Origin of the sequence: Microbacterium sp. 5K110 (assembly GCF_005774735.1) — a bacterium.
In the GTDB taxonomy this organism is placed as follows: Bacteria; Actinomycetota; Actinomycetes; order Actinomycetales; family Microbacteriaceae; genus Microbacterium.
In genome coordinates this window covers 1-7,715 of record NZ_VBUM01000120.1, presented here as the reverse complement: position 1 = coordinate 7,715, position 7,715 = coordinate 1, and the positions used below count along the sequence as shown (strand labels likewise).

Annotated in this window: 9 protein-coding genes and 1 pseudogene; 1 reads left to right on the top strand and 9 read right to left on the bottom strand. The window is 63.8% G+C overall.

Annotated elements, in window-relative coordinates; all coding sequences use genetic code 11:
* The first annotated feature begins 178 nt into the window (after nucleotides 1-178).
* Nucleotides 179-274 (top strand): hypothetical protein, encoded by a 96-nt coding sequence (locus tag FE256_RS18395; RefSeq protein WP_370651862.1) that lies wholly within the window; start codon nucleotides 179-181, stop codon nucleotides 272-274.
* A 1,037-nt stretch (nucleotides 275-1,311) separates the two neighbouring features.
* Here the strand turns inward: FE256_RS18395 and FE256_RS16925 are convergent.
* The 9 genes and pseudogenes from FE256_RS16925 to FE256_RS16890 form a co-directional block, all read right to left on the bottom strand.
* A complete protein-coding gene (locus tag FE256_RS16925) occupies nucleotides 1,312-2,226 on the bottom strand; it encodes an alpha/beta fold hydrolase (RefSeq protein WP_005054941.1) in 915 nt (304 codons plus the stop codon).
* Nucleotides 2,227-2,242: 16 nt separating this feature from the next.
* Nucleotides 2,243-2,965: an alpha/beta fold hydrolase gene (locus FE256_RS16920; protein WP_005054944.1), complete on the bottom strand. Its 723-nt coding sequence runs from the start codon at nucleotides 2,963-2,965 to the stop codon at nucleotides 2,243-2,245.
* A gap of 161 nt (nucleotides 2,966-3,126) precedes the next feature.
* Nucleotides 3,127-3,672 carry an IclR family transcriptional regulator gene (locus FE256_RS16915; RefSeq protein WP_223159176.1) on the bottom strand — a complete coding sequence of 182 codons (546 nt, stop codon included), beginning with the start codon at nucleotides 3,670-3,672 and terminating at the stop codon, nucleotides 3,127-3,129.
* A gap of 42 nt (nucleotides 3,673-3,714) precedes the next feature.
* Nucleotides 3,715-3,861: pseudogene (locus FE256_RS18605) on the bottom strand (helix-turn-helix domain-containing protein); the annotation flags it as partial.
* Nucleotides 3,862-3,979: 118 nt separating this feature from the next.
* Nucleotides 3,980-5,191 (bottom strand): NAD(P)/FAD-dependent oxidoreductase, encoded by a 1,212-nt coding sequence (locus FE256_RS16910; RefSeq protein ID WP_005054949.1) that lies wholly within the window; start codon nucleotides 5,189-5,191, stop codon nucleotides 3,980-3,982.
* Nucleotides 5,188-5,385, bottom strand: a complete 198-nt coding sequence (locus tag FE256_RS16905) for a ferredoxin (RefSeq protein ID WP_005054951.1) — start codon at nucleotides 5,383-5,385, stop codon at nucleotides 5,188-5,190. Before FE256_RS16905 ends, FE256_RS16910 begins: the two co-directional genes overlap by 4 nt.
* Nucleotides 5,386-5,388: 3 nt before the next feature.
* On the bottom strand, nucleotides 5,389-5,715 hold the full coding sequence (locus tag FE256_RS16900) for a hypothetical protein (RefSeq protein ID WP_005054953.1): 327 nt from the start codon (nucleotides 5,713-5,715) through the stop codon (nucleotides 5,389-5,391).
* A complete protein-coding gene (locus FE256_RS16895; protein WP_005054954.1) occupies nucleotides 5,712-6,299 on the bottom strand; it encodes a 3-phenylpropionate/cinnamic acid dioxygenase subunit beta in 588 nt (195 codons plus the stop codon). The genes FE256_RS16900 and FE256_RS16895 overlap by 4 nt, the downstream gene beginning before the upstream one ends.
* Nucleotides 6,296-7,549, bottom strand: a complete 1,254-nt coding sequence (locus tag FE256_RS16890) for an aromatic ring-hydroxylating dioxygenase subunit alpha (RefSeq protein WP_005054956.1) — start codon at nucleotides 7,547-7,549, stop codon at nucleotides 6,296-6,298. Before FE256_RS16890 ends, FE256_RS16895 begins: the two co-directional genes overlap by 4 nt.
* Between the last annotated feature and the right edge of the window lie 166 nt (nucleotides 7,550-7,715).

Here is a 7,715-nt window from a genome sequence, read left to right as displayed (position 1 = left end):
GCGCTTCGGCCACCGCCGACCCCAGGCGCCCAAGCTGCCCGAGGCCGCCTGGATCAACCAGCCCTCACAGGAGGCCCTCATACAGACCGCCTGACGGAATCTGTCTCACCCGCCTTGACACTTTCCGGAAGACCACGGCCTGCTCACTCGCACCGTCTACCCCGAGGTTCCCGCTCGCGTGGAGTACGAACTTACTGACCTCGGACACAGCGCAGCCGCCCCGTTGAAGCATCTGCGCGACTGGGTTGAACACAACGTCGGAACCGACCAGTAGCGACCCCCTCGGCGCTACATCGAGCCAGGAGTCCCGGCCTCCGCGTAATACCGCGTCAACACAGACGAGGCGTCGCGGTCGCCGTCACCGGACACGACAGAGTTCAGCAGGTACCGGTACCCGTCACCGGTCGTCATCACCCTAATTGATAACGTCACACCTAGAAGGTGCGAAGTAACCGACGCGCGAGCACAGGAGCGCTTCTGTCATTTCGAAGGCGAGACTTCGCGCGATTGGGATTCGCCGGGCCATCCTTCTTCTCTTTCGTCGAACGTCACCGCAACACCGTGTCGCTGGGGTTCGTGAAATCTTCTTCCGGAAGCGAAACCCAGGTACTGCGCCATGAGGAACTCGCCGCAGCGATGCACAGGCGTTCGACAGTTCGGTCGCACGAACCGATCGTTTGTTAACGGACGGCACTGTACGTCGATCGAAAGTCGCGCCGACACCCCCTGCGAATTCGCGTCGCGGGATAGTTTGCCAGGATCCGGCGATCAGCGTGGTGCGCATCAAGGAGGTGCGCAGCGGCCTCAGCACGAGGAGCCTGCCCGCGAGGCCGACCACCCCGCCCCTAGGAACGGTAGGAGTGCGACGTCGGGGCGAGCTGGGGGCCACCCCCCGAGACCGAAAGTAGCACCGCAGCGACGATAAGCGCCACGCCAACCAGGGTGGTCGTCAGCTCCCCGACCAACGAACCGATCCATCCGCGTTCCTGGAGGTCTCGGAACATCCTTATGCTCAGCCCGAACGTTCCGTTCGAGCTGCGAACCGATCGTCTCGATGCGTCGTGGCAGACGCCTCAGCTGTCCACCGATGACCTGGAGTTGCACGCGGCCGTCGGCGAACATCTCCCTTGAGTCCATCGCCAGACGTATGAAATGAGGAGTTCGAGCAAGGGCCCGATCGACCAAGTCGTAGTCGGCAACGAGCTGGCACAGCGTTCCCTCGAGTGACACGAAGGAAACGACTGGCGTTCTCCTCCGCTGTTGGGGACGTCGGGTCGGCTGAAATAATGGCCGGGACGATACGGTGGCGAGTCAGAGCGCCGTGATCCACCGCGCGATCTCGTCAGCGATCTCGTCGCTATTGTCTTCGACCATCAGCGAGTGGCCGTTCCCAGCGAGAAGAGGCAGTTCGGACGACCAGAAGGTGACGGCGGCGCCCTGATCGGTGAGCCAGGCCACGATGTCCTGATCCAGCTGCGAGGGGTGGTCGGTATCGGCTCCACCCGTGAAGACGAGAATCGGCTTGTTCGTGAACGCGTCGGTCGGCCCGATCCTCATTTGGCTCCCACCGATGTTCTGACGCTGATAAAGCATCCGGGCCGGGATCGGCCGAAGGGTGCGGCGGAACACCTCGATGCACTCGCGGGGGAACCGCCGGCTGGGTCCGATGGCCTTGTCGTTCACGAAGGCGCTTGTGGGTTCCCAGAAACCCATCTTCGGGATGGTCCAGTCGATGGCCGCTCCACGGATGGAGACCTCCTGGTCGGACTCCCTCACGATCTCGGGCACCGCCTGTATATTTCCAGGCGGGCCCGGAGCGACGGCTACGAGCCCGTCGATGAGATCGCCATGCGTCTCTAGGAGGCGGAAGCCAATCGGACCTGCCATCGAGTGCACGACCAGCACGACGTTCCGGCCGAGACCAGAGAGGAACACGCCCATCCCTCGGCACACGCTCTCATAGTCCAGCCGCGCAGACGCCGCACGATCATCGACGTGTTGGGCCGCCTCATAGGACAACCCCAGCCAGTCCACCACCAGCACACCGTAGCCATGCGATACGAATCGTGCCGCCCAGCCCTGTCGGCCGTCGGGCGTCTCGAGATAGTACTCGTTCGAGGCACCACCCCCGTGCACGAGGACGATCCACCGAGCAGGCGCACCCGACGGCGCCAGTTCGGTGTACGAGATCGGCGCGACGTCGTCTGGGCGTGAAATCGAATCCATAGCTTCCCCAGGCCTGTTAGGCAATGACGGCGTCGAGGGCCCGTGCGAGCCTCTCCGGATGCGTGAGCATCACCAAATGGCTTCCGTCGATCTCGATCGTGCGCGGACTATCAAGCCGCCCGGCCGCGGCCTGGTAGATCTCAGCGGGAACGGCCTGGTCCTGAGCGAGGAACACATAACTTGACGGGATGCTGCTCGCCCAGAACCGGTCGAGGCGGATCGGCTCATCGGACCAGCCTGCCGGCGCTGGGACGAGCCTCGGCTCGAGCGCGGCGAGCTGCTGCTGCTCGAACGGGGACATGTCCTGCATAGACGCGGCCCAGAGCTCAGGCGGCATGACGATGGTGTTGTCGTCGGACTGACTCGCAAGCGCCTTCGTCGCTGCGACCAACGGATCGGGGAGCACGTCGTTAATGGTCTCGCCGTCGCGCAGCACCCAGGCGTCGACGAAGACGACCCGGCCGATGCGCTCGGGCATCGCCTCAGCGACGAGTTGGATGAGCGGACCTCCGCCGCTATGACCGACGAGCACGATGTCGAGCTGGGTGAGCTCTCTTACCTGATCGATCAGATCGCGCGCCATCATGCTCATCGTGACGCCGGAGCGGTCCACGTCACCGTCTTCGAGACCGCGCAGCGTCGGCGCGATCACCTCGTGCCCCATTCTGCGCAATTCGTCGGCGACGCCGTCCCACACCCAGCCGCCTACCCATCCGCCGTGCACCAGTACGATCTGCATTGATCATCCTCTTCGCATATTTATCTGCTGAGCAGAACTTGTTCCTAACTAGAAGACACAATAGCTTGCGCGGCGCCAACAGTCCAGCATGGCTCGAGCTCTCTTCAGAACGCGCCGAACGACCCCTGCACCAGGTCGCAGGGGAAAGAGACGACGAGCCTTCAGGAGGTCAGGTCGGCCAGACGTACGGCTGCCTCATCGAGGAGTGCGACGAGGGTCTTCACCTTGCGGGGAGGCAAGCGGAACACCGGGGCAGATGCGTTGATCGCCAACCGCAGCCCGCTCGCCGAGGGAACGGCCACGGCCACCGAGGCCACGCCCTCCTCGCTCTCCTCCCGGTTCGTTGCATAGCCCTGCTTCGCGACAAGATCCAGTTGTGCGAGGAGCTCGGTCTTGGTACGGATCGACTGCGGAGTCACCTGTGAGAGTTGCTCGTCGGGGTAGAGACGGTCCAATTGTTCTCGCGGGAGCTGCGCCAGGAGAACCTTTCCCGTGGAGGTGCAATGGGCCGGCATCTCCTTGCCCAACCGTGAAGCGACTCGCACCGCCGTCGTCGGTTCCGAGACTGCGAGAAAGCGAGTGGAGTTGCCGTCGAGCGTGCCGAGGTGAACCGTCTCGCCGGCTTGGTGGCTGAGTTCCTCGAGGATCGGTTGCACGATCTGCGGGATGTCCATCTTTCTCAGCACCGAGAAGGCGATCGTGGTCAACGACGGCCCTGGCCCGTATGTCTTCGTTCGCGGGTCTTGCCGCACGAATCCTCGCCATTGAAGCATCGCGAGGATGCGATGCGCCGTTGAGGTCGCGACACCCAGGTGCTTGCTGGCGTCCGTCAGTCGAAGTTCGTTCTTCTCACCGAGCAGGAGCAGGAGTTTCAGGGCATTGTCGACCGACTCGATCGGTATTGCGGAGCCGCATCGACTCCGTCGGCTGCTCTATTTCTCTGCACAACAGAAACTGTATCGTTCCTGCCGGCCCTCAGGGCCGCCATCAAGGGCAAGGCGATCCCGTCCAGGTCTATCCGGACGCCGATTCGAGCAGCCGGCCCAGTCGTACACGAACGTCGGAAAGCGACGATCCCGCTGCGATGGACCGGCGGACTTCGACGAGAGCGCGGGGCCAATTCAGTACCACTGCCCCGTCGAATGACAGACCATTCTGAGAGTACAGAGACGCGATCCGGTCGGGTGTTCGAGGGTCCGTCACCATCTCGGGGTTGACTGCCGTCGTGCGACCGACGATGTGCAGCTTCCAGTTGAACTGGTCACTCCAGACATACTCGACAGGCAGATATGAGCGTCGGTCGTCGGGATGAGCGATGTTGTGCGCGACACAGCGCGCCTGGTCGACCGCATTCGTCCAGTGCTCAAGACGGGTGAGATCGCCGCGAACCGGATGCCGCCACCGCGCAACATCGCCGATCGCATGGATTTCCGGGGCGCCGAGTGCCGTGAGGAATTCGTCGCAGACGAGACCGTCGTCGATCTCGAGCCCTGAGTCCTCGAGCCATTCGACGTTCGGCACTGCCCCGATGCCGATGACGACGACATCACCGTGGAGCTCGGAACCGTCATCCAGGAGCACGCGGAAGTCTCCCTTCGCACCGTCGATCTGCGCGACCGTCCGTCCGAGAACCGCATGTACGCCATGCCGGGAGTGCTTCTGCGAGAAGAGGGCGCCAATCTCGTCACCGAGCCGGCGTGACATCAGGTCGCGTGTCGCCGAGACCAGGGTGACATCGACTCCGAGCCCAAGAGCGGTCGCGGCGACCTCGGCGCCGATGAAGCCCGCTCCGATGACGATGATCCTGCGATCGGGAACTAGCTCGGCGCGCAGCCGGTCTGCGTCGTCGAGTGTCCGCAGCACATGGATTCCCTCGCCTTCACCCCACGGCGACGGCCGCGCGCGGACGCCGGTCGCCACCACGAGGTCATCGAAGCCGACCCGCCGTCCATTCGCCAGCCGGAGCTCCGACAACGCACGGTCCAGACCTACCGCCGGCACACCGAGACGAAGGTCGATGTTAAGCTCGAGCGCCTCCGCCGCCGTGAGGAGCGTGACCTCGGCTGCACCTGCACCGACGAGGTATCCCTTCGACAGCGGCGGCTTGTCGTAGGGCAGCACGGGCTCGGAGCCGATGAGCACAACGTCTCCGCGATACCCCTCTGCCCGAAGCGCCTGCGCGGCCCGTACCCCCGCGATCGACGCACCGACAATCGCTGTCGTCATTCGTCTTCCACCCGGAGCGCGGAAACCGGGCAGCTGTTCGCCGCCTCGGTGACCCGTTTCCGGTCGGCCTCGTCGACCTCTGTTCTGAGCAGGATCACGACGCCGTCGTCATCGAGATCGAAATAGTCTCCCGCGGCCATGATGCAGTTGGCGTAGCCCTGACAGAGCCCGAGATCCGCTTTCACGACAGGCATGTGTCACTCCTCTCCTGCTTCTTCAGGCGTTATCTCAGGGAACATCGGTGCGAACGGTTGGGCGATCATGGCGGAGAACGTCGCCGTAGTCTGCCAGGTCAGCGCCTCGAGCTCGAGCGGATCGAGAGCGACCCACTGCCCGGATCGCGGCGACTCGATCAGGAGCCGGGAGCCGTTGCGTGTCTCCACGCGAGATACCCGGATCTCCGAGAACTCATTGGCGATCGAGATCGGAGCCCCTACCCGCTGGTCTTCGAGCCGCTGACGTTCGTCTGCTGCTGCGATGGCCGCGATGCGGTCGTCCTCTTCGCCTTCCCATTCGAGTTTCATAGGAAGATCGCCAGATTCTGTGTGCGCAAGACCGACTCGTCGACCGTGATGGTTCGGCGTGCGAGCTGCAACCCGCCGCCGACACGTCGCAGAACGTCTTCGCGGCCGGCCGAGATCACCGCGGGCTCGTGCACGTCGCCGCGACTGCGGAAAAGAAGCACCGCAGAATCGACGACGACCTCGCCCGGGACGTCGCTCTCGAAGGTGCGCACGTTCGTGACGAAGTGACGGAGCCGGGAGGGCGGATCCTCTGTCCAGGCGTGTTCCGTGAGGAAGCGGGCGACCCGCCGGCTCAGGGAGTACTTGTTCTCGTCCCAATGCGCCATGCCCGGAGACGTCGAGTACCCGGCGCCGAGCGCGGTAGTGACCTGCACGGGCATGATGTAGTGCACATCGTCGGCGATGAGGTCGAGCCAGTCCTCGTACCGCTGCTCGTCGAGGATGTATGCCTCTTCGACGAGCCACCTGTGCGTCTCCAGATGCAGGCCGTCCGAGAACGACAACGAACTCCCCACCCGCGTGGCTTTGGTCGTATGTGCTCCGAGCGGCGACTCTTTCAGTCGAACCCAGCGCGCCTCGGTCATGACAGCCCCTCCGGCATCCCCACCGACGAGATGATCAGCGCGGTCGGCTCCGTCTCGAGGTAGTCCGCCCAGCGCTCGAGCAGATGCCGCTGGTTGTACTCTCCGTAACCGACGTGGGCCACGCCCGGGCCAGAGAACGCGTCCGGTCCGAGCGGCTCCACGACGAATCTGCCGTCTTTCAGCACGCCCATCCGGCTGTTCAGCAGCAAGCGCCGCGCCATATTCCCTTTCGCGGTGTTCGTAAGGGACACCCAGTTCTCCACATCGTCCTGCTCGAACATCCCCGTGCTGCCGAAGCACATCAGGTACGCCTTGTACGACAGAGCCTTGAACTCCTCCGGTGCCGCTGCGTCGACGGCGAACCAGGAAAGCACCTCGGTCTCGTTCTCGCTGATCGGCTGCCAGGTACGGATCGAGATGAACGGGAGCACGTCGTCGCCGTCTTCCACCTTCGGCCAGTTGTGCACGAAGCTCATGTTCGGGAAGATCGAGGCCGCCGAGATCATGAAGCCGTTCTCGCCGATCACATTGAGCTGGTCCTGGGACCAGACCTCCTTCATCCGGTCGATCATCTCGTCGGGGTAGCCCACGTAGCGCAGCCGCTCCTCGAGCGTTCCCTCCGGAAGCTTGTAGGTCGTGCCTCCGCCGTTGCCCGCCCAGTACGTGTTGCCGTCTTTACGCTTCTCCGCCTTCGGTTCGCGGAAGAGGCCGATCTCGACCACCGAGGTGTGGGTCTGTGGCGTGTGGTACATGTCGCCGGCGAAGTTCTCTGCGCCGATCTTCCAGTTCGCCTTCACCCGCCAGCGCTGCGGGCCGCGGAGCTCGATGCCCGAGGAGCTCTGCTTCGTGTAGTAGTCGAGATAGAAAGCGAAATCGCCGAGGTAGTCGATCAGCGGTGGCGCATCCGGATCCATGCTGATGAAGATCAACCCGTTGTAGCTGTCGAGGCTCGGCGCCGGAAGCAGGCGGGCTCCCTTGCGATTGAAGCCAGCCTCGCCACCGTACGCCTCTTCGTGGAACGGCAGCCCCACGATTCGTCCGTCGTTGCGGTACGACCAGCCGTGATACGGGCAGCGGAAGTGCGAGGCGTTGCCCATTTCCGCCCGGCACACCTGCATTCCTCGGTGCAGGCACATGTTGAACATCGCCTTGACGGAGCCACTCTCGTCGCGCACCACGATGAACGAGTCGTCGAGCACTCGCCGCACCACGTAGTCGCCGGGCTGAGGGATCTCTGATTCGTGACCCACGAAGATCCACGCGCGACTGAACAAGCGCTCCCGCTCGAGCCCTGTGCGTCAGGATGGGGTGAGACACCAGCACTGCTGACCTTCGCACTGCACGGGGCGAGAACGGACCAATACTGAGATGACGATGACGGTTGCTGACGTCGGCACCGATGATGGGGCTATGGCT

Bases quoted from the DNA above. Each gene is read 5' to 3' on its own strand.
- FE256_RS16910 (WP_005054949.1), bottom strand. From the start codon at position 5,191: ATGACGACAGCGATTGTCGGTGCGTCGATCGCGGGGGTACGGGCCGCG.
- FE256_RS16895 (WP_005054954.1), bottom strand. From the start codon at position 6,299: ATGACCGAGGCGCGCTGGGTTCGACTGAAAGAGTCGCCGCTCGGAGCA.
- FE256_RS16900 (WP_005054953.1), bottom strand. From the start codon at position 5,715: ATGAAACTCGAATGGGAAGGCGAAGAGGACGACCGCATCGCGGCCATC.
- FE256_RS16920 (WP_005054944.1), bottom strand. From the start codon at position 2,965: ATGCAGATCGTACTGGTGCACGGCGGATGGGTAGGCGGCTGGGTGTGG.
- FE256_RS16925 (WP_005054941.1), bottom strand. From the start codon at position 2,226: ATGGATTCGATTTCACGCCCAGACGACGTCGCGCCGATCTCGTACACC.
- FE256_RS16905 (WP_005054951.1), bottom strand. From the start codon at position 5,385: ATGCCTGTCGTGAAAGCGGATCTCGGGCTCTGTCAGGGCTACGCCAAC.